The organism is Fibrella arboris (genome assembly GCF_041321095.1).
Lineage (GTDB): Bacteria > Bacteroidota > Bacteroidia > Cytophagales > Spirosomataceae > Fibrella > Fibrella arboris.
Window position 1 is genome coordinate 222479 of the sequence record NZ_JBGGWE010000003.1, and the last position, 25541, is coordinate 248019.

A 25541-nucleotide genomic window follows, 5' to 3' on the forward strand; every position below is an offset into this window, starting at 1 on the left:
TTCAACGTCTGTGGTTACTGCCAGCGTTCAATCACAGCGGGCAGTTCGCTGGCGTCGGCCACTGTGATGTTTACAAGGGCATATCCGGGTTCGCCCCGCAGCATCCGCATCCGAACGTCGAACTGACCGATACTACGGTGCTGGCCATTCGTGAACCACCAGACCGTATGCAGCGTATGTGGGCCTTTTTTAAGCTCTCCGGCATACACCCGTTGTCCATTCATCGTTACCTCGCGTACGCGCCGAAGCGTATACCCCTGCCCTTTCCAGCAAACGGTTGGGCTGTGCTCGGCACTATACCAGTCGGGCAGGGGTTTCAGGTAAACTAATTCGCCGGGACGACTGTATTGGACAAAGCCAAGGCGCGTAGCCTGCCGAACGTACCCAGCTCGCTGATCGGTGGGGTATCGCTGCTTTGTTGGACGAACGAGCGTCAGACAAAGCGCAGCAACGCTCAGCATACCTACGCCTGAACGAAGTACCAACGCTCGGTCGGAGGCACTACCTGCTATGGCAGCTGTTTCCGTTCTTCCATACCGGCCAACCAGCCAGCGCGATAATGCCCAGAGCGGTGCCCAGGCGTAGACCAGCACGCACACAAGGCCAACTGCTTCATGAAGAGGATGGTTGGGCATCAGGCCGAACAGTACCAGTAAAACGATCCTGAACAGGTTCGCGGTCACCGTCAGGCCCAGGGCTACGCCGCCGTATACTAACACCCAGCCCAGTGGCAGCGAACGTACCCGACGACGCTCATAGGCAAGTAACCAGAAAACGGCCAGCAACACGGTTACGCCCGTCATACGCAGCCCCATACAGGCCGGGTCAACAGCCATTTCCTGCCCGTATAGCCGTAACACATTCCCGTCGACCTGCACCGGCATGCCCACTTGCTGTAGTAGTAAGCCAGCCCAGGTACTCAGGCGCAGCCGCACAGCGAAACCAAATACAGCATCGACGTACCTGAGCACAGGCGATAAGACCAATAGGGTCAGCAGCCGGGTCAGCCACTTGTTACGGCCGGGCTGACCCGGCATACTAACAAAGGCAAGCAGGGCCAGGGTCAATAAAATGAGCAGATCGGGCATTGGCGGGGGCGTCAGTTGTCATCAGAAACGAATCCATCCTATCAGACCAGCAGCCTGGGGCGTAGATAGAACCAGCCGACCAGCATGGCAGCGAGCAGCATCAGAGCCCATTCGTGCGGCTCGGGAACAGCACCGTCCTGATGCAGCGTCGCGTTATCGAGCCCCTTTTGGTCACCCCTGATCCCAAACCGGTCATACTCTTTCTGCGTCTCCAGCACCACCAGGCTAGATACGGGTGACACCACATGTCCCGTTTGCGCGATGGCAGCCAACCGCTCATCGTTCCGGTACGTCTTGTCGAAATAGTTTCGGCCTACGCGCTGCATAAGCTGGTTGTACGTAAACAGCCGCAGCAGATGATCAGGAGCCAGGCTGGCGCGCTGCCTAGACTGACCTGCCGCTGTTGCGGTTGAGTCGGTCGAAGTTTGCCTGATGATCATGCCCGAACCGGCTAGCATCACCTGGTCATCAGCCGCCACATCAGCCTCAAATCGATGGTTCGTTAACAGCTGTTCCAGTTGATTCAGATCACCGGTTACCGTGTGCAGCACGCGCAGTTCGGTCAGCGTTTTCAGGTAAGGCGGCAATTCGTTGTTCAGGCTGTAGGTGCGGATGGGTGCAGTCAGGTGCGTGGCTTTATCGGCTAATCGATTGGCGAACAGGCTACTGTCAAGATCTGTCAATGTTGGTCCGTTGGGTGTTCCTTTCGTGATCAACAGGGCTGTTTCCGGCGCGGCAATCCGGTGAATCGGAAACAGGCTGAACGGCTGTTTCGTCAGCGCTTCAACGAGTGGTTGCCGATTAGCCGGCGTTACGGCGTCTAGCCCGTCACGAAATACCCACAGCTTGACATGCCCTTTTTCAGCCAGTGCAGCAAGCTTGTGCACGTCCGCTTCAGTCCAGGTTTCGTTTATATCCAGGTAGATATCAGTGGGTTCGAAGGCCTTCATCGCTGGCACATACTGGCTCACCTGATATGCTTTCCCGTCTAGCCGGAATGGCTCGGACGACAAGGGCGGCGCGTTCATCTGTACCGACCAGTTGGGTTGATACTGGTCATGCTGCACCAGCTCGTGATTGGTTAGCGAACCGGAAATACCATGCAGTTCCAGGGCAGCCGGGTCGCCATCAATGGTTAGTTTCAGCGTTTCGTTGGCCTGTCTGGCAGCGGGCCCGTCAAACCAGGGGTTCTGGTAGGTCAACGTTTCTCCATCGAGTCGTAAGGGCGAGGTAATGCCAATTTTGACCTGTCGCTCCAGCTTTGCCGGAACAGGAAACACCCGAACTGTCACCCGGTTGCCTTCCTGCCAGGTCACTACCGACGGATCTCGCTCTTTAATCCTGCTTTCAGTGCCAACAATCTGGTTATAGGCCGAATCCGCTTTGGCCTGTGTGGTGAGCCGGGCGGGTTCTTCACGTCCATTCACCCACAACGACAGGGCCGACACAGCAGCGCCTTCGGGCAAATGGAATGTGTACAGTGCTTCCTGGCTGCCCCACTGCGCGCCGTTCTGCACCCAGATCGTTTTTTCGGTGTAGCTCAAACGGTACTGCGGCCAGATACGTACCTGCGTAGCCACCTGCGATGTGGTCAGGTTACGCCCACTCCAGAGCTTACTTTCTGTGCCATAATGCTGTTGGCTTACAGTCCGTAACAACTTGCCCTGTTCATTGCCCGCAAAGGCAGGAACAGGAAATAAACTATGCGCAATGACCACGAGTGGGTCATGTATTCGAACATCGTTCATGCTCATTTGCCCACCCAGCGAACGACTCCAGGGAGACGTGCCGTACACAATACCGTCTTTCAGAATTCGGTCGGTCAGCGGTCCCGGATGTAGTTGCTGGGCCATCAGTACCCAGTCGGGCAAATCACGGGTATGGCTCAGTACAGCGTCCATACGCACCTGATCGAGCCGGTCGACGGTGCGGTACCAGTTGACCAGAAAAAGAAGCAGCAGCGACAGCGGAATCAGCAGGCCGGCCGCCACTGCACCACGCAGGTACGTTCGTTGCCGGGCCGCCACCCACAACTGCCGCCCTACCACAAAGGCCAGTAACGCAGGCACAAACGTATGGAACGAGATGCCCAGCACTAACAAGGCAGGAATGCTTATTGCATAAAAAGGGCCAAGGTAAAGGGCCTGATAGGCAAACAGGAAGAAAGTGCCCGCCAACCCAGCATATAGCAGTTGCTGGCCCCAGGTTGGCAGTTTATCGGCCCAGGTGTGTAGCACCATCAGCGCACCACTACCCGCAATGATCCAGCTAAGCCAGGGAGCCGATTGCTCGAAAATAGCCATGTGCCGGTTCAACGCGAACGCACTGATATACCAGAGCACGAGCGATAGCCAAATCGATGCCTGCTGACGACGGTTGTTTCGCAGTAGATAAGCAAAGCCACCATGAGACAACACAATGATTCCGTAGATGGTGGCCATAATGTAGTGAACAATAAACCAAAGCGCATTATCATCCGACGAAGCGCTCATCCAGCACTCACAGGCTGTAAACAGCCCCCCGGATAGCACTAGCAGGGCAACTCCGTATTGAAAAATGGACTCACTGAAAACCGACCACCAGTTCGTTATGGCTTTGTTTTCGGTACGTGGCGCGGGGCTCAGCAGGGGCAGCTGGACGTGGTCTTCAGCTACGTGATCAGGGACAGGATTCGTTATCATAAAGTACTTTGTTTTTCAAAGTAGATAATAGAAAGGGTATGGATAAGCGGAAAGGATCTCGTCGAACGTCGATTGATTATCTGAAATTAAACCGCCCCTCGAATGAAGGCTTCCAATGCATTGAGGTGATCGGTAAATGCCTGTTTGCCCACATCGGTGGCCAGGTACGTGGTGTTGGGTTTCCGGCCAACGAACTGCTTCTGACTCAGCACATAGCCTTGTTCTTCCAGGGCCCGGAGGTGGGTCGCCATATTGCCGTCTGTCAGGCCAAGCAGTTCTTTCAATTCATTGAAACTGACCGCATCGTTTACCATCAGCACCGACATGATGCTGAGCCGGGCTTTGCTCTCAAAGGCTTTATTAAAACGGGACAGTACGTCGTTTGTCATGCAGCGGTTTGCCCATCCGCGGGCCGATCATATTTAAGCCACATTACTGTGCCATACACCACGTGCAGTACGCCAAAACCAATAGTCCAGGCCAGCAGGCTGTAGCCCGTCAGAAAAAGCGACAGCAGCCCCAGCGCAATTTCGCACAGACCGAGGTATTCCAGATCACGGTAGGTGTAGCGACTGGCGTTTAGCAGAGTGAGGCCATAGAACGTGAGCATGGTCGGGCAAACGAGCCAGAGCAACTGGTGATAGACCAGCCCCAGGCAGAAAACACCGGCCGCCAATAACGGTACAGCCAACGCCCAGATCATCCGCCGTGAGGCCGACGTCCAAACACTTAACCCCTGCCGCCTGGCTTTCCGCGAGGTAAAATACCAGGCGGCCAGCAGGGCCAGCGTCAACACAACAGCAGCATCGATAAACAAAAACTCCATCAGCTGCCGCCGCGACATCGGTGTCAGCGTTTCGTAATGACCCGAATCGAAGAAGGTAAACCAGCCTTTGCGCAACCGCAGGTACGCCGCCAGGGCACCGCCCATGGCGATCAGCCCCGCCGAAACGCCCGAGAGGCCGCTCAACGACAGGAACTTGGTCGACCGTTCCATGAGGCCACGGATCTCGGTCAGGGTTTGTAGATGTTCGCGCGACTCGATCATATCGTTTAAAAAGGGGGACGCTGCTTTAAGGGATTAAGCGATTGACACGGATTTTGAGGGAGGAATTGGTGGGGTATGCGCCATGAAGGAGCTAAGATGGCGTAAGGGCCAGTAGCTTGGGCACGAAGATAATCAGCCCAACAACCAGCGCCACGATGGCAACGATCAGTACCGCTCCCGACGACAGGTCTTTGGCAGCCCCAATCAGGGGGTCGCGCTCGGTCGTAACCCGGTCGGCCAGTTTTTCGAGGGCTGTATTGACACTCTCGGCGGCTATTACCAGCCCGATTTGGGTCGAGATCATGGCCCATTCCAGCGCCGACAGTTTTAACCAATAGCCTGCACCTGCCACTACCAGCGCCGCCAACAGATGGATTTTAGCATTGTTCTCGAACCGGAACAGATCAACGATTCCTCGAGCGGCAAACTGAAAACTTCGAAAAAATTTGGGCACGTCGATCATTGGTTACTGCATGAATTGGTAAGTAAGTGACTGGGGAATCAATGCTGAATGGTGGTCTACTCAGTGAACCAGCCGGATCAGTGGCTCATTCATCCCCTCCCGATTTTTGTTCATTCACATAGATGTAAAACGCAACATACAGCGTAGCCAGTCCGAAGCCGTAGGTCAAGGCTACTTTTTGAGCCAGCGGGTCGTGCAGCGATGTCCACAGGCTGCGCGTTAAAATCATGGGCTGCGTCATAATGTTCCAGCTATTCCAGCGAATGTAACGGCCCAGGTAGATACCGAAACCGGCTAATCCCTGGCAAACCAGGATCAGTAACCAGGCTGGCAACGTACCTGTAAGCGTTTGGAGAGTGCGGTGAGCCAGCAACGTACTGTACAGACCCGCCAGCAAACCAGCCAACGCACCCAGAAAAATCATCAGCGTATCGAACCAGACCAGATCGCTGTCAGTCACCCGCAGATGGAACAGATCGGTGATAATGTAGGGCGCATTGGGCATGAACAGGAGCCAGCCGCCAATCATCATCCAGGAAAACACCCTGTCGCGCTGCCCCCGCCCCAATACCCCAGCTGCCCTGAGATCACGAAGAACAAGCATGACGCCTAGTGGAAACCAGGCCAGAAACAGATTCCATCCCAGAAACAGGAAAAACCACCAGTTGCCCGTCAACAGGCCACGCGTGATGGCAAAGATGAAACAAGTACCCGTCAGGAGGGTCAGGGCAATAAGCCCTTTCCCTTTAGACGGTGTTACGGTGGGTAGAGTACGCTCTACCAAAAACTTAGTCGGATAAAGCATTGTGCTGAAAGTACTTTGGATTACAAAGCAAGCTGATTTCACTTTGTAATTCAAAGTGAAATGAAAAATAAATTGGCGGATTGACTGAACGGTTCTGGCCTACCAGATCAACCCCTTGATTGACAGGCACTTTCGGAATAAGTACAAAAAAAGGGGAAGCCTGCAAGCAGTTACCAACTATCGGGTTAACTACAGGCAGGCTTCCCCTTCATGCCGAGGCGCTACAGGTACGTTCAGCAGCACACAAAGCAATGTCGGTAGGTTATCAGTTACCGGCTTATCTTCACCCGGAATACCTCATAGGGGCGTTTGCGGGTGTCTTTTCCCCCATTGTTCTTAGCCATATGGTCAATCTGCGACGTTGTCACATACAGATAACCGTCATGAACCGCGTAGCTATCGGGCCATTGCAGCAACGTCATATCCTTAACCAGGCTGGTTCGCTTGAGCGGCGGTTTGGGGTTGCCACTCGTCTGCAGGCTGTATACCTCATAGCCTTGTATATCACCCAGATACAGGTTGCCCGCCTCGTCGATGATCATGCCATCGGTGGTGGTGTAGTTACCCATGTCCTCGACTTTCGCCTTCAGCTCAGCATCGCTCAGACTAGCATCGCGCAGGGCAGTTGTTGAAATCCGGTACAGTCGGTTATCGGTCAGGGGTTTATAGTAGAGCATTTCCCCATCGGGGGTCAGGGCCAGGCCGTCGGAGTTGAACTTAACGGGGCCTTTGTCATCGCGTAGCTCACGACCATCGATGACGAACTTGAACAGAGGGTCCGATTTTACCGATTTATGCCCCTGGAGTTTCATCGTGATTTTGCCACTATTGATATCGATAACGGCGATGCCCCCATTCTTTGATTCGGTCACATAAACGACTTCGCGTTGGGTATCCACCCGAATGTCATTGAGGTAGCTATCGGGGCCCACAATATTTTTGAACGAGTATTGCCGGATAACCTTGTTGGTAGCCAGGTCAAAACAGACCAGCTTATGGGCGTCGCGGTAAACGCCCGCTTGCTTGGGACTCGCCGGATCAATGACCCACAGTCGATCTTTCGCATCGACATATTCCGACTGAACGCACACCCAGCGGTTGGTTAGATCCTGGCCAGGCGTGGCACCGCCCATTTTCCAGCTGTTCCAGGCGGCATCGGGGTACGGCTTCACAGACCCGTCTTTCATGACTTCGACCAGGGCGTATTTGTAAGTATCGGACCAGTATGGATAGTTGATGAAGATTCGACCGCTTTTCGATACGGCCACGCCCGTAAGCTGATACGTATTGTCTTTAAAGACGGGCTCCAGTTTAGCCTGCGCTATAGCTTCTGCGAACGTACCCAGCACCACCACTGGCAATACCGCCCCTATAAACCACTTTTTCATTGTCGTTGAGATGTTTCAGGCAAAACGACCCAGCTACGCCGAAGGTTTGGGAAGGTGAGGGAAGGTATAGGCTGGTGTAGGTCAGCTTATGACTTTTCCAGACTTCTTTTGGCGCTTATTCCTATATTTCCTGCATGCAACCTTCGCCCCCGCTATCAACCGCTACTGCTCTTCGTGCCGTGCTCACCCTTCCTGTGCTTGTTGCCGCACTAGGCTATTTTGTCGATGTGTATGACCTGTTGGTATTCAACATTGTCCGTGTGCCAAGCCTGACTGAACTGGGTCTATCGGAAAAAGACATTTCGCTCGTTGGCGGACGTATCTACAATTATCAGCAGGCGGGTTTACTACTGGGCGGGATTCTGTGGGGGATTCTGGGCGACAAACGTGGGCGGCTATCGGTCCTGTTCGGGAGCATCATTACTTACTCACTGGCCAATGTTGCCTGTGGGCTGGTGCATTCGGCCGATACGTATGCCTGGCTGCGATTTCTGGCCGGACTGGGCCTGGCCGGCGAACTGGGAGCTGGCATCACGCTGGTGAGCGAAGTGCTTCCCCGCCACCTTCGCGGGTATGGTTCATCGGTCGTGGCAGGCGTTGGTCTGCTGGGGGCCGTAGCGGCCTTCCTGACGGTTCAGTTCACGGGCAACTGGCGACTAACGTACCTGATTGGCGGCGGGCTGGGGTTTGCCCTGCTCCTGCTCAGGATTGGTGTTCTGGAATCAGGCCTCTATAAAGACGTTGCTCAGTCGGCCGTGAAGCGGGGCAACTTCGGTGTCTTTTTCACCAACCGCGACCGGTTCATGCGGTATCTGCGCTGCATGGGCATGTCGCTACCGACCTATTTTGTTATTGGCCTGCTGGCCACCTTCGGCAATGAATTTGGTAAAGCGCTGGGTATTGAAACGGCCATTATCCCCGGTAAATGTGTGCTCTACACGTATATCGGCATGGCAGCCGGCGATCTGTTCAGCGGACTGTTCAGCCAGTGGCTCCGGTCCCGAAAAGCAGCTATCGGCTGGATGATGGCCTTCACGGCGGTCTTCGTCGCCCTGTTTCTGTCGGGAGCGATCAACGCTGCCCCGGTGTTCTACCTGGTTTGCGGCTGCATGGGGTTCGGCATTGGCTATATTGCCATGTTTCTGACCGTTACGGCCGAGAGTTTCGGAACCAATCTACGTGCCACGGCAACCACGTCTGTCGCCAACAACGTACGAGCTACCACGCTCATCAGTATTCCTGCCTTTCAATACCTCAAAACGATTCCCGCACTAGGGGTCATCGGGTCGGCGGCCGTGGTGGGCCTGCTCTACTTTGCCCTCGGTGCCTGGTCACTGTGGGCGCTTGACGAAACCTACGGCAAAGAACTGGATTATGTGGAGTGAGTATCAGGTGTCAGGTGTCAGGTGTCAGGTATCAAGTATCAGGTGTCAAGTGTCAAGTGTCACGTGCTCCGCTGACTAACCATCTTGTTAGTCAGCGGAGCACTTGACACTTGACACTTGACACTTGACACCTGATACTCAATTATTCAAGATCTGATCGCGACGGATATTTTCGGGGGGGGCGCTGTTCTGGCTCTGGCGGTACTCTTTAGTCTTAAAGTCTCCCCGTTTCACTGATTTAATGAAATTGGCCCAGGCGAAGGGGTTCAGGAAAGGAAACGTAGTCACTGAGCCGCGGTTAGCAAACGATTCACGCCCCAGGAATTGCTGGTTCATGAAATACTGATGGTTAGAAAGGGCTCCCATGGGTGTGGCGGCCATAGCCCGCAATAATGCCTGCGGATCTGTGTTGCGGGCCAGCGCATCCCGATCACGCTGGTCGGGCAGTTTCATATTGATCAGTGCCTGCTTAAACAACTCTTCTGTCGGGTACGGATACACTTTTACTTCCGACAACAGCTTCACGTCTTCCTGCAGGGCCACAACCGCCGAGTACGTAGCTTCAGTTAACCGACGGGGAATGATATGGTACTGCGTCTTGTAGCCAACATAACTAAAAATAACGCTGTCTCCGGGAAACACTGGTAGGGCAAAATAGCCGTTGGTTGCCGACAGCACCCCCTTACCGGCGCGCGGGATGAAAATGCGGGCCAACGGGAGTGGTTCATTGCTCTTCCCACCGGTAATAATTCCTGTAAACGTAATCTGGGCACCCTGTCCCTGCGCCAGCCCGTCGGTTGTGAGGCAAAATAACAGCAGCAGCAAGCCAGCCCAAGCACTATATCGTTTGATCAATCGAGTCATATCGGAAGAAAAAGCAAACCTGCCCTACAACTAAACCAGTTTGGTAGCGGGCGGTTTAAAACGAGACCCCATTTCCATACGGGGGGTTGTTGCACCTGGTAACAAAGTAATAAAGCCTGAGGTTGCAACAGGCTTGCTGACAGTAGAATTTAACGAATATTAATGGTTGCTCAGGCAAATAATTTCAGGAATGTCAGAATGAAGGGAGCAGCCAGCAGAAGCCCATCGAAACGGTCGAGGAAACCACCGTGGCCGGGAATACTGGTGCCGGAGTCCTTGATGGCAATACTCCGCTTGAAGAGCGATTCGACCAGATCGCCGTATGTCCCCGTCACAACGATGATTGCTCCGATGCAATACCATTGCCAGGGCGTCAGTTCAGGCGCATACCAGGTTAACCCCAACGCCACCAGCCCCGCCGCCGCCGCGCCGCCAATACTTCCCTCCCACGATTTCTTGGGCGATACCCGCTCGAACAGCTTTCGTCGGCCGAATTTAGTCCCGGCAAAATAGGCGCCAATGTCAGATGCCCACAGCAGGAACAAACAGCCCAGCACCACTTTATACTGGTATACGCCCGTGCGCAGCGCCAGTACATTTAGCAGGGCAAACGGTACGCCCACGTAGATGACGCCCAGAAATGTGAAGCCAATATTGGTAAACGGCTTCATGTCTTTCTTCTTGTACAGTTTGATCAGAAAGATCATCGACGAAGCCGGGCTAATCAGGTAATAAGCCGACTCGGCAACGTACCCCATTTCGACCAGGAAAGTCAGCACACTGACCAGGCAACCCACTACCGTGCCGTAGTAGGTTAGTGGCTGGTTGCCATCGAGGCCCAGCAACCGGTAGAACTCAATTTGCGCCAACGCGCTGATAACCAGAAACAACAGAGCAAACGTATACACGCTATAGCTAATGCAGAAGAGGATAACGGCTACGCCAAAAATGGCCGCAATAACACGTTGCTGTAGATTCGACAGCTCAGCTAATCGTTGTCTCATTATCTAGAATTATACGGGCAATAATAGCATCTTTCGTCGGCACGTACACCTCATAATTACCAAACAGCTCGGGATACGAACTACTCTGTTTATTAATGATTACGGCATCAATGTCATTCTCAACAAGCTGCGCCTTGGCAAGCTCGGCTTGGTAGGGCTGTTTTGTCATCAGCACCTTTTCCCAGTCTGTGGTCATATATCGGTATCAATTGTCTACTATCAATGAACAAGTATTGGTTAGGCTTTGTCAGCCAGTCATTTCAGTGTGATCAGGTATGGCTCACTGGCCATTGAGTCTGTTCATACGCTTAAAAAGCACCAATGCCCCCACCGTTACCAACGTACCCATGAGGGCGGCAGATAACGGCACCGCTTCGGTACTATCCACATCAATGGTCGTTAGTTGCCGCTGGTGCAGAAAGATCATCAGTACGGTGAACCCATTGTTGATAAAATGGGCCAGCATGGGTACCCACAAATTGCCCGACCAGACGTAGAGATACCCGAACATAGCCCCCAGCAACATACGGGGCAGAAAGCCGTAGAACTGAAAGTGGATCGCACTGAACAACGCCGCTGCCAGCCAGATACCAGCATGGATACTCCCCGTCCAGGCAATGAATTTCCGTTGTAGTATGCCGCGAAACAGCACCTCTTCGCCCAGGGCCGGGATAATAGCGATCGTCAGCAACGCCATTACCAGTTGGGTAACCGAGCTAAAAGTGGTCAGGAACCTGGTCAATTCTGCCATCTGGTCCTCTTTGGCGCGCATCCAGCGTTCGAGCGGTGCGAGTGCTTCGGGTAACTGTAGGGCCTGATTTAACTCAATGATGAGCCCGTTTACCGGCATAAACGCAATAGTCAGCACCATAACCAGCCCCCAGCCAGCTACCCGGTAGGTGGGTTGGCTACTGAAATTAGTCAGTTTGCGTTGATCGACGAAGAACCAGTACAGCAGTGACGGTAGTAAAAACGTGCTTACATGACTTATAGCCTGTACAATCATAAGCCACCACCAGCCGTTAGGTGTTGATGCAGGCTTTTGCAGAAGTTCGGGGACGCTATGCATCGCACCGCCCGAAGCCATGGCTCCCGCCCCTACGATCAATGCAGCCACCAAAGCGCCCAGTGTCATGCCCAACATGATAAACCCAAACAGCAACAGCATGGAACGCAAAGGCTGCGGTTCGGGTGTTAGTTGGTAAGACGTTTGTTGTTCTCTCATAGTTTTCACAAAAATAGGGTAGCTTTCGCAGACAATTAACCCAAATTTGCGACCCATCAACACACATTTAGTCCCTTGGCTACCTTCTGGCAACAAGTAACGAACCGGTTTAAACTGGCTACCGCTCCCCCGCAACCTGCCAGGGCTGGGTACGTTGTTGATATGCACAGCCATCTGTTACCCGATGTAGACGATGGCATCCGCTCCCTCGACGAGGCGATGACTTGCCTGCGTCAGTTTGCCGAATGGGGTATCGAGCATGTGGTCACTACGCCCCATATCAGCCAGGATGTTTACCCCAATGCGTCGGCGCTGTTGCGTACCGTTGCCGACGAAGTGCGCGCTCAGCTTCAGGTCGAAGCTATTCCTATTACCTTCAACCTGGCCGCCGAATACATGCTGGATGAGCTGTTTGACAAACGGCTTCATCAGAACGACCTGCTCTGCTTCGGCACCGAACGCTATGTGCTGATCGAAACTGGCTGGGCCAGTCTGCCCCGTCAGTTGGCTACCTGGCTCTTTCAACTACAGGTACAGGGCTATAAACCAGTGCTGGCTCACCCTGAACGGTACCCTTATTTTCGGGGAAAGACAGAGGCGCTGGCTGAACTCCGGCATCAGGGGTGCCTGATGCAACTGAACCTGATGTCGCTGACAGGCCGATACGGGTCAGCCACCCGAAAGATGGCGCAGTCGCTTATCCAGCAGGGGTTGGTCGATTTTGTTTCGTCTGACCTGCACCATGCCCGCGATCTGCCGGTACTGGAAAAAGCCATGCAGACAGCCGACTACCAACTCCTCTGCCAGTTACCTCTTTGTCTCCCTACATTTACTAAGTAATTTTATTAGTAATTTGCACGGTGGTTTTCCAGTGTCGCCAGGTGCCTGTATGTTTGTATCCCCTTTGAGTTGCCTTTAGCCTTTTTGCATACCAATTTTGCCGTACATCGCCGTTAATGACTCCTGTTGCATCGTTTACCAATACCCCCCGCATTGGGGTCATTGGACTGGGCTACGTAGGCCTCCCGCTTGCCCTTGAATTCGGCAAGCACTGGCCAACAGTAGGTTATGATATAAATTCAACCCGGATCAGTGAGTTAATCCAGCACGTTGATCAAACGCGTGAAATAGATGCGGCCGCTTTCAAAGCCAGCCCACATACCAAATTCAGTAGTCAATCGGACGAGTTGGCCAATTGCACCGTCTACATTGTAACAGTACCTACACCCATCGACAAGTATAAATGCCCCGACCTAACAGCTTTGCTGGCGGCATCGCAGTTGGTAGGAACGTACCTGAAGCAGGGTGATGTGGTCATTTATGAATCAACAGTTTATCCGGGTTGTACCGAAGAAGACTGCGTTCCTGAGCTGGAAAAGGCCAGTGGCTTACACTACAACGTCGATTTCTTCTGCGGCTATTCGCCCGAGCGGATCAACCCCGGCGACAAAAAACGGACCCTGACGACCATCCTGAAAATTACTTCTGGCTCAACCCCGGCGATCGCCCAGTTTGTTGATCAGTTGTATCGGTCGATTATCAGTGCCGGCACGCACCTGGCCCCGTCTATCAAGGTCGCCGAAGCAGCCAAGGCTATCGAAAATGCCCAGCGCGACGTAAATATCTCTTTTGTCAATGAGCTGGCCCTCATCTTCGACCGGCTCAACATCGACACCATGGACGTACTCGAAGCGGCGGGTACCAAATGGAACTTCCTGAAGTTTACACCAGGTCTGGTAGGCGGGCATTGCATCAGCGTTGACCCTTATTATCTGGCGCATAAAGCTGAAAGCGTTGGCTACCATCCGCAGGTCATTTTATCGGGTCGGCGGGTCAATGACGACATGCCTATCTACGTGGCCAACAAGCTGGTAAAGGCACTGATCCGATCGGGTAGTCCGGTGGCGGGTGCCAGCGTGTTGCTGTTAGGTATTACCTTTAAAGAAAATTGTCCCGACGTGCGCAATACAAAGGTGGCCGATATCTACCATGAACTGACCGGATTCGGTATCAATGTAACCGTCTATGACCCCTGGGCTATCGCCGAAGAGGTAGCCCATGAACACCATATTTCGCTGGCCGGTAGTGCACAGGGGCATTATGATGGTATTGTACTGGCCGTCGCCCACGATGAGTTCAGGCAATTGGATATTAACGCCCTGCGCCGCCACGAAAAGGCCGTTGTCTATGACCTTAAATCGGTACTGGATCGAAGCCTCGTCTCTATGCGCATCTGACTTTAATTTACTCAACTCCAAACAATTATGCAGTTCAAAAGAACATCGATCACCTGGCTAATGGCCGCTTTGCTGTTACTGAGTTTCATGGAATCAGCCAACGCCCAATCGAGAAAACGTCGCGACGACATTACTTACTTCCAGGACCTGTCCCCTTCAGATACCTCCATGCGCATTGGTACCGGTGTTAACGGAACAGCCGTTGCCGGCTCGGCCGGTATAGCAGCAGCACCAGGCCCCTACATCTACCGCTTGCAGCCCGGCGACATTCTGGCCATTGCCGTTTCGAGCCTTAACGCTGAGGCCGACATCATCTATAACCCCTTTGCCCGCACTGGCTTTACGCTGGCGTCGGGGGCAAACAATACGCAGGAAAACAATAACTTGCCCATCGGTTACCGGGTCAGTGAGGCGGGTACCATTAACTTCCCGAAACTGGGCGCCATACGGGTAGCGGGCAAAACACTGTCAGACCTGGAAACGATGCTGCGCGATACACTGGTAAAAGGTCAGTACCTGCGCGAGCCGTTCGTCTCGGTTCGCCTGCTGAACTTCAAAATATCGGTGATGGGTGAGGTGAACCGGCCATCGGTCTATACCGTGCAAAATGAAAAAATAACGCTGACTGAAGCCATCAGTCTGGCGGGTGACCTCACGGTGTATGGCAAACGGGAAAATGTCATGGTGATTCGGGAAACCGCCGGGCAGCGCGAGTTTATCCGGGTCGACCTCACGCAGCGGAATACCTTCACGTCGGCCGCTTATTACCTGAAACCGAATGATGTGATCTACGTCGAACCTAAAAACAGTAAAAAAGTACAGGCGAGTCGCACACTCCCTATTCTTCCCGCTGTACTCAGCGGGTTGACCCTGCTGGCAACCATAGTCCTAAACCTGATTCGTTAATCGGGGGTATCGGCCACGTACCTGAGCGCTCAGGTACGTGGCCGACCTTAGTAGTTTACCCCAGTACCCTTACTATCCGTAACAAGCACACATGACATCAATTGGGCAATCAGAAAATCAGTTCGGTCAGGAATACATCAAGTTCCTGGCGACGAAATACCTGCGTAACTGGTACTGGTTTGCGCTGACCCTGATCATAAGCCTGGTGGGTATGTTTGGTTACCTGACAACGTTGAAGTACTCCTATAGCGCCCAGGCAAGTATCCTCATCAAGGAGGAAGACAATATGGGGGCTTCATCCAAACAGGCGCTCATGGAAGAACTCGACATGTTCGGCTCCAAGAAGCAGGTGGAGAATGAGATGGAAGTGCTCAAATCCCGCAAGCTGGCCGAAAAAGTAGTGGACGACCTGGGCCTGGATATGGTCTACTCCTACAAAGACCGCTGGCGGGTACGGGATATTTACCGCGATGCACCCATCGTCGTGAAAGTGCTGAAACCGACTGAAGCGGCCTACGATATTCCATTCGAAGTATCTATTGCCCCCGGCAAGGCCATCATCGACGGAGTGGCCTGTCCGTTTGGGCAGGCTACTCAGTCTCCGCTTGGGCTGGTACTGATTACGAAGCGCGACAGCGTGACGAAACAACACCGCGACATTCTGGTGACGATGCAGCACCGGGACGAGGTGATCAAGTCATTCCTGAAGAGTCTGCGTGTATCGCAACCCAACAAGTCGGCCTCGGTACTCTTCCTGACAATGGAAGACACCGCACCAGATCGGGCCGAAGCGTATGTGAATCGGCTGATCTACTTTTATGAACTTTCTTCGCTCCAGGATAAAAACCGGGTAGCGGCTAATACGCTTCGCTTTGTTGAAGACCGTCTGAGTATTATATCCCGCGAGCTAACCTCCGTAGAAGGTGATATTCAGCGGTACAAAACCAATTCAGGCATTGTCGATCTGAGTTCAGAGTCAGAACTCTTTCTGGGCAAAGTAAAGGAAAATGATGCGCAACTGAGTCAGGTCAGCATCCAGCTAGGTACGTTGGGTGAAATTGAAACCTATCTGGCCAGTAAAACGGGCAACCGGGTAGTGTCGCCGTCAACTGCCGGTCTGGAAAGCCCCACACTGACGGGCCTGATCGGAAACCTGCTTGACCTGGAAGCAAAACGCGAGACGCTGATACGGACTGTGCCCGAAAAGTCAGTCCCCATTGAGACGATCGATGATCAAATTCGGAGCACTAAACGCAACATCGCCGACAATGTACAGACACTACGGCGCATTCTGCTGACTACGCAAAGCAACCTACAGGCGACTAACAAACGAATTGAATCGACCATTCGGACGATTCCTCAGAAAGAACGGCAACTGCTCGATATTTCCCGGCAGGCCAGCATTAAAGGCAACCTGTATACGTACCTGCTGCAAAAACGAGAAGAAACGGCCATGTCTTTTGCGTCAACGGTGTCGGATCTCCGGCTGATTGATGATGCCAAAGCCGATCCTCAGCCGGTGAAGCCGGTCAGACGTAACTATTACCTGGTCGCTCTGCTAATAGGTCTGCTGTTACCCGTGCTGGTGCTTTGGTTGCTCGACTATTTCAACAACAAGATCAGCCGGAAAACACAGGTTGAAGAGGCGACCGATACCCCGATCATTGGAGAAATCATCCAGTCAGATTCGACGGAATCACCGCTCGAAATGACGCCTAAAAGCCGGTCACTTTTATCAGAACAGATTCGGGCGCTGCGTACCAATATTCAGTTTTTCAATCCTGATGGCGGTGTTAAACAGACCATTCTGATCACGTCGAGCATTAGTGGTGAGGGCAAATCGTTTATATCGCTCAATCTGGCTGCCAGCCTGGCCATTGCCGAGAAGAAGGTGGTCATGCTTGAGCTGGACATGCGGAAGCCCAAACTGCACCGCTACATCAAAGAGACCAGCCCGCAGGGGCTATCCAGCTATTTATCGGGCCAGGCTACGCTCGATGAGATCATTAAACCAGTGCCGGGCTACGACAAGCTATTTTTCATTCCCTGTGGCATTATTCCGCCCAACCCGTCAGAACTTATTAGCGGCGAGAAAATGCGTTATCTCTTCGAAAACCTGCACGAACACTTCGACGTAGTCATTGCCGATACGCCACCCGTGGGCCTTGTGACGGATGCCAATATTCTGGCTAGATACGCCAGTATGACCCTCTACATTGTGCGTCACCTATACACAGGCAAAGGTTTCCTAAAGAATATCAATACGCTATATCTGGAGAAGCGATTCCCGAACATGTGTCTGGTCATCAATGGCATTGATATGCAAAAAGACTACGAATACAACTACGGGTACGGCTACGACGCTGGCTACGGCTATATGTACCGCTCAACGTATGGTAATGAGGAATCAAAGCCCAAAAAAGTAGCTAAAAAAGGACATGGTTTTGACTTCTGGAACCGCGACAAATAGCTCTGCTCACACAGCCTATCTTATGAGTATATTAGTTCGTTTGATTGGATTCCCTGCTACGTTGTTGCATGGAGACTTATTGGTGTTAGATCGCTGGAGATGGTTGACTAAAAGCCTACAAAAAATTGATGCTACCAGACAAAGTCGGGTATTAGACGTAGGCTGCGGAACTGGTGCTTTTACTATTGGTGCCGCCCGGCGAGGGTATCAAACGTTAGGTTTAAGCTGGGATGATCGTAACCAGCGTGTCGCAGCAGAAAGAGCTATTATGTGCAACGCCCCAGGAGCCTCATTTGAGGTATGTGATGTTCGGAATTTAGAGGCGAGGGGCGATTTATCAAATTCGTTCGATTATATCATTTGCACAGAGAATATTGAACATATTATTGATGACCAGAAGCTGGTCAAGGAGATGAGCAGGTGCCTGAAAAAAGGAGGTAAATTACTTTTAACAACACCAAACTTTGACTTTATACCAATGTATGGCGAGTCTAAATTAATCACTGATCCACCCGTAGAAGACGGGGGTCATGTACGCATCGGTTATACAAAGGCTGATCTGCAAAGGCTCTGTGAAATAGCCGGTCTTTCGGTTCAGCAAATATCTTTCTGTAGTGGTTTTTTTAGCCAAAAGCTAACAAGTCTATTGCGTTTTTTCAATCAAGCAGACTATCGGCTGGGTTGGGTACTAATTTTACCGTTTAGATTATTACCTGTGCTTTTCGACAAGTTAATCCCATATACTGGCTATTCAATTTGTTTAGTGGCCGAAAAAAAAACCTAAAAGCCTGGTGTTTACATCGACAGAAACAAAAAGCATTATTGTTTTAAATAGCCATCCGATCCAATATTTTGCCCCATTGTATCGCCAGATTGCCATTGACCAGTCCATACAGTTAAAAGTGCTATACTGCTCCCGACATGGCCTTAATGGTGAAACAGACCGGCAGTTCAATACATCTGTTCGCTGGGATATACCGCTGTTGGAAGGATACAACCATGCGTTCATTAGTAATCAGGCACTCAATCCATCTATTTATCGGTTTTGGGGACTACTGAATTTATCTGTGATCAGATACCTGTGGCAGGCACCAAAGAGCATAGTCTGGGTACACGGTTGGGCCTATGCTACCTGCTGGGTGGCCCTTATTGCAGCAAAGCTCTTCGGACATACCGTATGCCTGCGCGGTGAAGCTCCCTATAAATTGGAACGCACGAAGCCGTGGCTGATGCAGCGGCTTCGTAGAGTTGTCCTAGGTCAGGGACTTTTCTCGTTCATAGACTATTTTCTCTATATCGGCGAGCAAAATCGCCGATTGTATACACACATGGGAGTTGCACCCCATAAGCTCATTCATATGCCCTACGCGGTGGATAACTGTCGGTTTCACCAACAGGCGCGCGTCTTGGCCGAAACAAGAGCCGCCCTACGTACTCAAATGAAAGTACCGCCTGGTGCCTTCGTGCTTCTGATGTCTGGAAAGTACGTAGCAAAGAAACGCCCGTTGGATCTACTGAAAGCGGTTGCAAAGCTGAAAAACCCAGCTATAGTCGTGATACTGATGGGCGATGGGCCGCTTCGGGGCGACATCGAACGCTACGTACAACAGCAAGCCATGTCCTCAGTATACCTGACAGGCTTCGTGAATCAGTCGGCGGTTAGCGACTATTATGCCGTTGCCGACGTATACGTAATGTGTTCGACCGAGGAAGAGACTTGGGGCTTATCGACTAATGAAGCCATGAACTTTGGCTTACCGCTGATCTTAAGCAATCAGGTTGGCGGAGCCGACGACCTGGTGCAAGATGGAGTCAATGGGTACGTTGTACCGGGCGGCGATGTTGCTGAACTGGCCAAGGCCATCCAGAAAATGATGTCGCAACCGGCAGAGGCGCGGCAACAAATGGGACAGCAGTCCCTACAGCTTGTTCGTCAACATAGCTACGACCGGATTATTCAGTCATTGCAACAACATTTGCTCACGCCATGACAGTCCTTACGGTAGGTACCCAGAATGAGTTTGGGCTTGAAGCCTCGTACCGGCGTGGGCTGGAGACCGTTGGCATACAGGTTCGTTCGTTCGATATCTACGCTGCCGAACGGCGGCACGTGCGTATTGGCAAACTGGGGGCTCTGATGCATCGGTTCATGCCAGTGGATAGCTGGCGACGAAAGGCAAACCGCGAACTGGCAATGACCGTCGTAGCTGAACGACCCGATTTGGTGCTTGTTTTCTGTAATTCGCCCATCCTGTTTAGCACCCTCGCCTTTGTGCGGTCGCTCACGAGTGTGCCGTTTGTACTAATTTGGCCTGACCCCCTGTTGCTGATGGAACCCCATGTGCAGCAGGCAGCCCCCTTCTACGACGGCGTAGCTACATACTCGAACGCCACAGTGCCGGTATTTAAGCAGATGGGCTTTCGGAACGTACAATGGTTACCTTTTGGAGCTGACCTGCCGATGCACCACCTACCTGAACCAGCCACGCAGTTTAGCAACGACATTGGGTTTATCGGTGCATGGCGACCCGAACGAGAGCAGGCACTTGCGGTTGTGGCGAGGGAATTTCGGAGTCGACGCATCGCCATTTGGGGCACAAGCTGGAACCGGTGCGAGCAACCTGCCGTGCGAAAACTGGCCTATAAACGTCCCCTACGTGGAAAAGCCTACGCCGAAGCCTTCAATCAAACCCGAATCAACCTGAATGTGATTGATGAGGGGTGTATGCCTGCGGCTAACATGCGATTCTTCGAAATTCCTATCGCGCATGGTTTGCAGGTAGCCAGTAGCTGCCCCGAATTCAGCGCAGACTATGTGCATCAGCAACAGTTGCTCTACTACGCCAATCAAGACGAACTGATTACTACTATTGAATGGGCATTGACGTATCCCGAACGCGCCGCCGAACTACGACGCGAAGCCTACGCCCATACACTGGCGCAACACACCTACGCCCACCGCGCCCAGCAACTCATCCGTTTGTTCCTGCCTGCACTAGCCTTGCCTCATTGACGTGCATATGATTATTGTATCCTGCTCTGGTAAATTCCACGCCTTCAACCTGGCCGAGCAATTGGCAGAGCACGGGCAACTTAGTGGCTTCTATACCCGCTATGCCTGGCAGCGCAATACGCTGATGCGGAGGTTCGTGTCCCGTGTCGACAAAGAGCAGATTCCGCTTGAGTGTATTCATACTCATATTCCACTGGCAGTAGCCGCCCGCCTGAACTTAAGCAGTGAATACACCAACAGCCATATGTTCGACAAATGGGTGGCAGGCCGGTTACAGCAGCAAGCACACTCGTATAAGGTGTTTATAGGTTGGAGCGGTATGTCGTTACACAGCCTTCGGCAGGCCAAACGGGATGGGAAACTAGCGATTGTTGAGCGGGGGTCTTCTCATATTTGTTTTCAGGACAGGCTATTACGAGACGAATACGCCCGCTTTGGCCTCTCCTTTTCCATCGACTCACGCGTAGTCAGTAAAGAGTGTCAAGAGTACGAAGAGGCTGATTTTATTTCAATTCCCTCGCAGTTTGTGAAACGTACTTTTCTACAATATGGTGTAGCCGAACACAAATTATTGGTTAACCCCTACGGCACGAGTCAGCACTTCAGCATGGCTGGTGAGACCGCGCAACGTAACGCCGCTGAGCAGTTTACCATAGTGTACGTCGGTTCTCTTACCATTCGGAAGGGCTTAATTTATCTATTCGAGGCACTGCACAAACTGCCAATTCCTGAATCTAACTATCAGGTCTGGTTTATTGGGTATGTGGCTGACGAACTTAAAGAGACGATTCAACGCTACCAGCGCCCTAACTGGACTTTTTGGGGGCATGTTAACCACTATGAATTGCCTGCCATACTGGCCCGGGCGGATGTAGGTGTACAGCCATCACTTGAAGAGGGGCTATCGATGGTGATACCGCAATTACTGGCAGCTGGTGTGCCGGTCGTAGCTACAGACCATACAGGCGGCGAAGACCTGATTGAGGACGGTATGACTGGATACATAGTACCGATCCGTGACGTGGATCAACTCGCCAGCCGACTGCATCAGTTATATGCCGATCCCGGCCATTTGAACGCTATGAAAGCCAATACAATAGCCCGACAAGAGAATCGAAGTTGGGCGGCATATGGTGAACAATACCTGCTTACGCTTAAAAATTGCTTGTCAAGAGTAATTGACAGCCAATGAAAATCGCCAACGAATCAATATGGACGGCACTGACTAGGTACGTTCAAACGTGGCGTACCCTGCTGCTGCTGTACGGTTCGCAGGCGGTCAATGCTGTAGCCGGGCTTGTCTATAGTAAGCTATTGGCTATGCATATTCTGCCCGATCAGTTGGGGCAATATAATGTGCAGCTGGCAGGTGGACTGTTGTTGTATGGCTGCCTGGTCACGCCACTGATTCAGTCGTTTAAGTTCACAATCCAGCAACAACCTCCTGCGGCTTCGGCCCAATTCTACCTCGGTGTATTGTTTCGGTTGTGCCTAGCCGGAGGCGCAATTGTGGCAGGTCTGGTATTGACGGGCTACGCGCCCTGGCTGCTGCTGCTGATATGGCTGGCAATCTCGGCGCAGTGCTGCTTCTCTATCGGTAATGACTACCTCAACATAACGTTTCAGCACAAACGGTATGCGCTGCTTCAGGGGCTGAGTCCTATCCTGAATGTAGTCCTGTTGTCGCTGTTGTTGGGGCCTTGGTGGTCGGGCAGACAGGTGGTAGGCTTATGGCTTTGCTACGCACTCCTCAACGGCATCCTCGCGGTTGTGGCCTGGCGCAATGCCCGACAGTTCAACCCGGCGTTTCGGTTTAGCCGAGACTGGGGTACGTTGACCGGCAGGCGGGCCTTTTGGGCAATATATCGCCCTTACGCCTCGCCCCTGATGCTGTATGGTGTATTTGGCTGGGTAATAGTTTATGCCGACAGGTACATCATCAATCAACTGCTTACTGCCGCCGACGTAGGCTATTACGCTATCGGCTACAGCCTTGGTGCCCGTATGGCGCTCATTGCCTCGCCCTTGACGACCCATCTCACTCCCATCGTATTGGCTGCTCATGCGTCAACGCCAGCAGATTTGCCTCCCCCTGCTAATAGTCAAAATCCTATCTGGAAACACTTAGGGCTCTTCTGGCTGATTTCTGCGCCTATATGCGTATTTTTACTGCTGTTTCGCGATACTATTGGGCGGTTGGTGCTGACTGAGTCTTACCAACCGGCTTTCTTGGTCATACCGCTGATCGCTATCGCGTACGTCGGCTCATTGAGCATCCAGTTCTTCGAAACGAAGTTTTACGCCACAAACCAGACGCACTATGTGCTGTGGCAGAGTATTGCGGGTGCTCTCCTCAACGTATTCCTAAACTTATGGCTTATTCCACAATTCGGTATCGCGGGTGCCGCTTTATCCATGATTGGTAGTGCGTTTTGCCAATTGCTGATTGCTTATTTTTTATTTTCACGATTACTATAATTTTAAATAAGGGTTTTTTATCAAGTTGAATCAAAAACAATTTCCTGAATTGCTACAGTCTGTTTATAATACAAGCCATACTCCTTCTGTTGCAAAAAATAGCAGCTTATATCTGCATTTCATTCTGCTTACAGCCAGTATAATCATTTTTTTTGTATTAGTGAATCTAACACTTTTATCAGTTTTAGAATCATTAGCTATTAGCTTGAGTTTTTACAATTTCTGTATTTACGTAGACACAACAGGAAGATACATTAATATTCCCGAAATAATCATTTGCATTTTCAGCTTTCAGCTCCTTCTCATGCCTGTAATTGCTTATGCATACAGACCAGAGGATATGTATGTAAATTCAGAGGATTACTTCTCTTACACGATTCCTGTATTGATATTGTTATCGCTTGGTTTAAAATCTATGAACAAACATAACAGAGATCATAATAAGTATATAGAAAACATAAAAAAGACATTAGAAGACCACAGTCACATCACCTACGTACTATTTGTAATAGGTATAGTTGCTGTCATAATACAATTTTTTGTTCCAGTGTCTCTCAAACAAATCACAAATTTGTTTGCCAATTGCTTATACACTTCTTTACTGTACAATCATTACTCTGGGAATAATAAACGTCATCTAATTTCTACAATTATTTTTTTAGTAATGTTAGTTCAAACAGTTCGTGAGGGTATGTTTGGACACTTCTTTTCATGGGGAGTCGTTTGGCTACCTTATCTCTTGATTGGTAAAAAATGGTGTCAGAATTTTAGTTTAAAGTTTATCATCGCTGTTAGTATTTTCACCTTATTACCAGTAATTCAGGGCGTTAAGTTTCAATATCGCAAAGCAACCTGGGTAGGTGTTAATATTGAACGTCAAGGTGATTCTGCACTTTTGTATGATTTATTTATAAATAGATTAGGCAATTACGAGGAGTTATTAGACTTAGATATATTATACTCAAGTTTTAACCGCCTAAATCAAGGCGGAATCCTCGCGAAAGCAATGAATTACGTTCCTTTTCAGGAACCCTATGCGAATGGTGAAATTCTACTATCTTTTATTTATCCTTTTATACCTAGGTTAGTTTGGGATGAAAAACCTGTTACAGGTGGTTTTCAGAATATGAAAAGATTCACAGGCATTGAAAATGAATCCAATAATAGTTCCAACATTTCACCTGTAGGCGAAGCTTATGTGAACTTTGGACCCATAGGTGGAATTGTATTCATGTGGATGTATGGCCTTTTCTTTGGATTTATTTTTAAGAAGCTATTCGAAATTACATTAAAAAAACCTTCTCTGTTTTTATGGATTCCAAGTTTATTCATAGCGGGCATTTTATCAGAAACAGACATATTAAGTGTCTGGGGTACTTGTGCTACTGGTATAGTTTTTTTGGGGGTTTTGTATTTTATATCTAAACGACTCAATATTACTATATAGCAACAGCCGTCAATTTAATGAAACTTGAACTTCTTTATATATATCGAAAGCAAAATTTAGGATTCAGTATCGAGCGGCTTTTTTCTCGGTTAGCCCAAGCTATTCGAAAACAGAAGCATTACGATATCACCGAAGTCGAAATGCCCCATCACAGGGCGCAGCTTCATGACCTGATTCGCAATGGGTTCTGCGCCGCCCGTCTACAAGCTGACCTTTTCCACATTACTGGCGATGTACATTATCTAATGTTGGTCCTGCCACCTCGCCGGACCATACTGACCATCCACGATTGTATTTCGTTACAGCGATTAGAACAGGCGGGCCCCCGCCTGAAATATTGGTTGCTCTGGCTGCTCTATTATTATCTGCCCATGAGGCGAGCCATATATATTACTACCGTCTCGGCAAAGTCGAAGCAGGAACTGCGACGTTTCGTCGGGGCCAAGCTAGCAACGAAGGTGCGTGTTATCGGCAATTACTATGATCCCACGTTACGGCACGTACCTAAACCCAACCTGTCTGACCCACCGGTACTGCTGCAGATTGGCACTGCCGACCATAAAAACCTGCTCCGGCTGGCTGAGGCATTAGACGGTATTCCGTGTAAACTGGTGGTGGTAGGTCAACTCCGTCCCTATCAACATACATTTCTGACTGCCTCCAGCATCGACTACGAGGAGCGCGTCGACCTTAGCGATGAGCAAATGCGTGCTGCTTACGAAGCCTGTGATATTGTTACCTTCATAACCACTTATGAAGGCTTTGGCATGCCAATTCTGGAAGCGCAAGCTGTAGGCCGTGCTGTGCTTACTGCTGATCTGTCGCCTATGAACGAAATTGCTGGGGCGGGGGCCTGTCTTGTCGATCCCTACGATGTGGCTGCGATTCGTAAGGCCTTAGCTCGGCTGATGCACGATGCCTCCTACCGCGACGCAGTTATAGCAGCGGGCTACGCCAACGCTTCCCATTATACTTTAGATCGCGTGGCCGTGCAGTACGATGCACTGTACGCCGAAGTCACCGCTCACGATTAACGCCT

Annotated in this window: 23 protein-coding genes; 12 read left to right on the plus strand and 11 right to left on the minus strand. The window is 51.2% G+C overall.

Annotation, left to right across the window (positions count from 1 at the left end):
* Positions 1-14 precede the first annotated feature (14 nt).
* From xrtN to ACAW75_RS06075, 7 genes are all read right to left on the minus strand, one after another.
* Positions 15-1088 carry an exosortase N gene (gene xrtN / locus ACAW75_RS06045; RefSeq protein ID WP_370727787.1) on the minus strand — a complete coding sequence of 358 codons (1074 nt, stop codon included), beginning with the start codon at positions 1086-1088 and terminating at the stop codon, positions 15-17.
* 41 nt (positions 1089-1129) lie between these two features.
* Positions 1130-3769, minus strand: coding sequence for an XrtN-dependent VIT domain-containing protein (locus tag ACAW75_RS06050; protein WP_370727788.1), 2640 nt, complete (start codon positions 3767-3769; stop codon positions 1130-1132).
* Between the two features lie 86 nt (positions 3770-3855).
* On the minus strand, positions 3856-4158 hold the full coding sequence (locus ACAW75_RS06055) for a winged helix-turn-helix domain-containing protein (protein WP_370727789.1): 303 nt from the start codon (positions 4156-4158) through the stop codon (positions 3856-3858).
* Positions 4155-4817, minus strand: coding sequence for a hypothetical protein (locus ACAW75_RS06060; RefSeq protein WP_370727790.1), 663 nt, complete (start codon positions 4815-4817; stop codon positions 4155-4157). Before ACAW75_RS06060 ends, ACAW75_RS06055 begins: the two co-directional genes overlap by 4 nt.
* A gap of 91 nt (positions 4818-4908) precedes the next feature.
* Positions 4909-5280 (minus strand): diacylglycerol kinase family protein, encoded by a 372-nt coding sequence (locus tag ACAW75_RS06065; protein ID WP_370727791.1) that lies wholly within the window; start codon positions 5278-5280, stop codon positions 4909-4911.
* 85 nt (positions 5281-5365) lie between these two features.
* On the minus strand, positions 5366-6085 hold the full coding sequence (locus tag ACAW75_RS06070; protein WP_370727792.1) for a DUF1361 domain-containing protein: 720 nt from the start codon (positions 6083-6085) through the stop codon (positions 5366-5368).
* A gap of 269 nt (positions 6086-6354) precedes the next feature.
* A complete protein-coding gene (locus tag ACAW75_RS06075) occupies positions 6355-7473 on the minus strand; it encodes an L-dopachrome tautomerase-related protein (protein ID WP_370727793.1) in 1119 nt (372 codons plus the stop codon).
* Between the two features lie 134 nt (positions 7474-7607).
* Here ACAW75_RS06075 and ACAW75_RS06080 point away from each other — a divergent pair, with 134 nt between their 5' ends.
* Positions 7608-8858: an MFS transporter gene (locus ACAW75_RS06080; protein ID WP_370727794.1), complete on the plus strand. Its 1251-nt coding sequence runs from the start codon at positions 7608-7610 to the stop codon at positions 8856-8858.
* A 138-nt stretch (positions 8859-8996) separates the two neighbouring features.
* On the opposite strand, the gene ACAW75_RS06085 is transcribed toward ACAW75_RS06080, so the two are convergent.
* From ACAW75_RS06085 to ACAW75_RS06100, 4 genes are all read right to left on the minus strand, one after another.
* Positions 8997-9722 (minus strand): carboxypeptidase-like regulatory domain-containing protein, encoded by a 726-nt coding sequence (locus tag ACAW75_RS06085; RefSeq protein WP_370727795.1) that lies wholly within the window; start codon positions 9720-9722, stop codon positions 8997-8999.
* 170 nt (positions 9723-9892) lie between these two features.
* A complete protein-coding gene (locus ACAW75_RS06090; RefSeq protein WP_370727796.1) occupies positions 9893-10726 on the minus strand; it encodes a phosphatidate cytidylyltransferase in 834 nt (277 codons plus the stop codon).
* Complete coding sequence (locus ACAW75_RS06095; RefSeq protein ID WP_370727797.1) at positions 10707-10922, minus strand: putative signal transducing protein; 216 nt, start codon at positions 10920-10922, stop codon at positions 10707-10709. Before ACAW75_RS06095 ends, ACAW75_RS06090 begins: the two co-directional genes overlap by 20 nt.
* An 84-nt stretch (positions 10923-11006) precedes the next feature.
* Entirely contained in the window at positions 11007-11951 is a 945-nt protein-coding gene (locus ACAW75_RS06100) for a CPBP family intramembrane glutamic endopeptidase (protein WP_370727798.1), read from the minus strand.
* 75 nt (positions 11952-12026) lie between these two features.
* Here ACAW75_RS06100 and ACAW75_RS06105 point away from each other — a divergent pair, with 75 nt between their 5' ends.
* The 11 genes from ACAW75_RS06105 (at position 12027) to ACAW75_RS06155 (ending at position 25536) form a co-directional block, all read left to right on the plus strand.
* The gene (locus tag ACAW75_RS06105) at positions 12027-12791 is read left to right on the plus strand and encodes a tyrosine-protein phosphatase (RefSeq protein WP_370727799.1); all 765 of its coding nucleotides are present in this window, start codon (positions 12027-12029) and stop codon (positions 12789-12791) included.
* A gap of 116 nt (positions 12792-12907) precedes the next feature.
* Entirely contained in the window at positions 12908-14188 is a 1281-nt protein-coding gene (locus ACAW75_RS06110) for a nucleotide sugar dehydrogenase (protein ID WP_370727800.1), read from the plus strand.
* 27 nt (positions 14189-14215) lie between these two features.
* Positions 14216-15094, plus strand: coding sequence for a polysaccharide biosynthesis/export family protein (locus tag ACAW75_RS06115; protein ID WP_370727801.1), 879 nt, complete (start codon positions 14216-14218; stop codon positions 15092-15094).
* A gap of 91 nt (positions 15095-15185) precedes the next feature.
* On the plus strand, positions 15186-17564 hold the full coding sequence (locus ACAW75_RS06120; RefSeq protein ID WP_370727802.1) for a GumC family protein: 2379 nt from the start codon (positions 15186-15188) through the stop codon (positions 17562-17564).
* Positions 17565-17586: 22 nt separating this feature from the next.
* Complete coding sequence (locus ACAW75_RS06125) at positions 17587-18348, plus strand: class I SAM-dependent methyltransferase (RefSeq protein WP_370727803.1); 762 nt, start codon at positions 17587-17589, stop codon at positions 18346-18348.
* Between the two features lie 655 nt (positions 18349-19003).
* A complete protein-coding gene (locus tag ACAW75_RS06130; RefSeq protein WP_370727804.1) occupies positions 19004-19555 on the plus strand; it encodes a glycosyltransferase family 4 protein in 552 nt (183 codons plus the stop codon).
* A complete protein-coding gene (locus tag ACAW75_RS06135; protein ID WP_370727805.1) occupies positions 19552-20577 on the plus strand; it encodes a CgeB family protein in 1026 nt (341 codons plus the stop codon). Before ACAW75_RS06130 ends, ACAW75_RS06135 begins: the two co-directional genes overlap by 4 nt.
* A 7-nt stretch (positions 20578-20584) precedes the next feature.
* Entirely contained in the window at positions 20585-21769 is a 1185-nt protein-coding gene (locus ACAW75_RS06140; RefSeq protein WP_370727806.1) for a glycosyltransferase family 4 protein, read from the plus strand.
* On the plus strand, positions 21766-23055 hold the full coding sequence (locus ACAW75_RS06145; RefSeq protein WP_370727807.1) for an oligosaccharide flippase family protein: 1290 nt from the start codon (positions 21766-21768) through the stop codon (positions 23053-23055). Before ACAW75_RS06140 ends, ACAW75_RS06145 begins: the two co-directional genes overlap by 4 nt.
* 304 nt (positions 23056-23359) lie before the next feature.
* A complete protein-coding gene (locus ACAW75_RS06150; protein WP_370727808.1) occupies positions 23360-24502 on the plus strand; it encodes a DUF8712 domain-containing protein in 1143 nt (380 codons plus the stop codon).
* A 140-nt stretch (positions 24503-24642) separates the two neighbouring features.
* Complete coding sequence (locus ACAW75_RS06155) at positions 24643-25536, plus strand: glycosyltransferase family 4 protein (protein WP_370727809.1); 894 nt, start codon at positions 24643-24645, stop codon at positions 25534-25536.
* Positions 25537-25541: the final 5 nt, after the last annotated feature.

Excerpts from the sequence above, each read along its gene's own strand:
- ACAW75_RS06090 (WP_370727796.1), bottom strand. The coding sequence starts at position 10,726 with ATGAGACAACGATTAGCTGAGCTGTCGAATCTACAGCAACGTGTTATT.
- ACAW75_RS06055 (WP_370727789.1), bottom strand. The coding sequence starts at position 4,158 with ATGACAAACGACGTACTGTCCCGTTTTAATAAAGCCTTTGAGAGCAAA.
- ACAW75_RS06130 (WP_370727804.1), top strand. The coding sequence starts at position 19,004 with ATGAAAGTACCGCCTGGTGCCTTCGTGCTTCTGATGTCTGGAAAGTAC.
- ACAW75_RS06115 (WP_370727801.1), top strand. The coding sequence starts at position 14,216 with ATGCAGTTCAAAAGAACATCGATCACCTGGCTAATGGCCGCTTTGCTG.
- ACAW75_RS06110 (WP_370727800.1), top strand. The coding sequence starts at position 12,908 with ATGACTCCTGTTGCATCGTTTACCAATACCCCCCGCATTGGGGTCATT.
- ACAW75_RS06120 (WP_370727802.1), top strand. The coding sequence starts at position 15,186 with ATGACATCAATTGGGCAATCAGAAAATCAGTTCGGTCAGGAATACATC.
- ACAW75_RS06060 (WP_370727790.1), bottom strand. The coding sequence starts at position 4,817 with ATGATCGAGTCGCGCGAACATCTACAAACCCTGACCGAGATCCGTGGC.
- ACAW75_RS06100 (WP_370727798.1), bottom strand. The coding sequence starts at position 11,951 with ATGAGAGAACAACAAACGTCTTACCAACTAACACCCGAACCGCAGCCT.
- ACAW75_RS06050 (WP_370727788.1), bottom strand. The coding sequence starts at position 3,769 with ATGATAACGAATCCTGTCCCTGATCACGTAGCTGAAGACCACGTCCAG.
- ACAW75_RS06070 (WP_370727792.1), bottom strand. The coding sequence starts at position 6,085 with ATGCTTTATCCGACTAAGTTTTTGGTAGAGCGTACTCTACCCACCGTA.
- xrtN (WP_370727787.1), bottom strand. The coding sequence starts at position 1,088 with ATGCCCGATCTGCTCATTTTATTGACCCTGGCCCTGCTTGCCTTTGTT.
- ACAW75_RS06150 (WP_370727808.1), top strand. The coding sequence starts at position 23,360 with ATGCCTGTAATTGCTTATGCATACAGACCAGAGGATATGTATGTAAAT.
- ACAW75_RS06085 (WP_370727795.1), bottom strand. The coding sequence starts at position 9,722 with ATGACTCGATTGATCAAACGATATAGTGCTTGGGCTGGCTTGCTGCTG.
- ACAW75_RS06155 (WP_370727809.1), top strand. The coding sequence starts at position 24,643 with ATGCCCCATCACAGGGCGCAGCTTCATGACCTGATTCGCAATGGGTTC.
- ACAW75_RS06145 (WP_370727807.1), top strand. The coding sequence starts at position 21,766 with ATGAAAATCGCCAACGAATCAATATGGACGGCACTGACTAGGTACGTT.
- ACAW75_RS06140 (WP_370727806.1), top strand. The coding sequence starts at position 20,585 with ATGATTATTGTATCCTGCTCTGGTAAATTCCACGCCTTCAACCTGGCC.
- ACAW75_RS06065 (WP_370727791.1), bottom strand. The coding sequence starts at position 5,280 with ATGATCGACGTGCCCAAATTTTTTCGAAGTTTTCAGTTTGCCGCTCGA.
- ACAW75_RS06135 (WP_370727805.1), top strand. The coding sequence starts at position 19,552 with ATGACAGTCCTTACGGTAGGTACCCAGAATGAGTTTGGGCTTGAAGCC.
- ACAW75_RS06080 (WP_370727794.1), top strand. The coding sequence starts at position 7,608 with ATGCAACCTTCGCCCCCGCTATCAACCGCTACTGCTCTTCGTGCCGTG.
- ACAW75_RS06095 (WP_370727797.1), bottom strand. The coding sequence starts at position 10,922 with ATGACCACAGACTGGGAAAAGGTGCTGATGACAAAACAGCCCTACCAA.
- ACAW75_RS06125 (WP_370727803.1), top strand. The coding sequence starts at position 17,587 with ATGAGTATATTAGTTCGTTTGATTGGATTCCCTGCTACGTTGTTGCAT.
- ACAW75_RS06075 (WP_370727793.1), bottom strand. The coding sequence starts at position 7,473 with ATGAAAAAGTGGTTTATAGGGGCGGTATTGCCAGTGGTGGTGCTGGGT.